This is a genomic window from Mesorhizobium sp. M1A.F.Ca.IN.020.06.1.1 (assembly GCF_004023265.1).
GTDB lineage: Bacteria > Pseudomonadota > Alphaproteobacteria > Rhizobiales > Rhizobiaceae > Mesorhizobium.
In genome coordinates this window covers 1-426 of record NZ_RZSR01001827.1, presented here as the reverse complement: position 1 = coordinate 426, position 426 = coordinate 1, and the positions used below count along the sequence as shown (strand labels likewise).

At 66.7% G+C, this 426-nt stretch carries 2 protein-coding genes; both read left to right on the top strand.

Annotated elements, in window-relative coordinates; all coding sequences use genetic code 11:
• A partial coding sequence (locus EOA60_RS37095) for a hypothetical protein (protein ID WP_164899973.1) occupies positions 1-222 on the top strand: 222 nt, incomplete at its 5' end.
• On the top strand, positions 219-426 hold a 208-nt coding region (locus tag EOA60_RS37090), incomplete at its 3' end, for a hydantoinase B/oxoprolinase family protein (RefSeq protein ID WP_145968807.1). The genes EOA60_RS37095 and EOA60_RS37090, both read left to right, overlap by 4 nt.

The following is a 426-nucleotide window of genomic DNA, read 5'->3' as shown; positions in this document are numbered from 1 at the left end:
ACGAGCGAACTCAAAACGACCCGCGAGGTGTTCGATCCGGTCAGCGGCGCACCGCGCAGCTACGGCATCGTCGAGCGCGACTCGCTCCGCCCCGGCGATCGGATCGCGGGCCCCGCGGTCATCGTCGAGCGCGAAACTTCCACCGTCGTCACCACCAGCTTCGACGCCGTCATCCAGAGCGACGGCGCGATCCTACTGATCCGCAAAGGCAGCCAGGCATGAGCGATATTGGCGAAATCCGCATGCAGGTCATGTGGAACCGATTGATCTCGGTGGTCGAGGAGCAGGCGCTCACCCTGCTGCGCACCGCCTTCTCGACTTCGGTGCGCGAATCCGGCGACCTGTCGGCTGGCGTGTTCGACCCGCGCGGCCAGATGCTTGCGCAGGCAGTCACCGGCACGCCGGGCCACGTCAACACCATGGCCG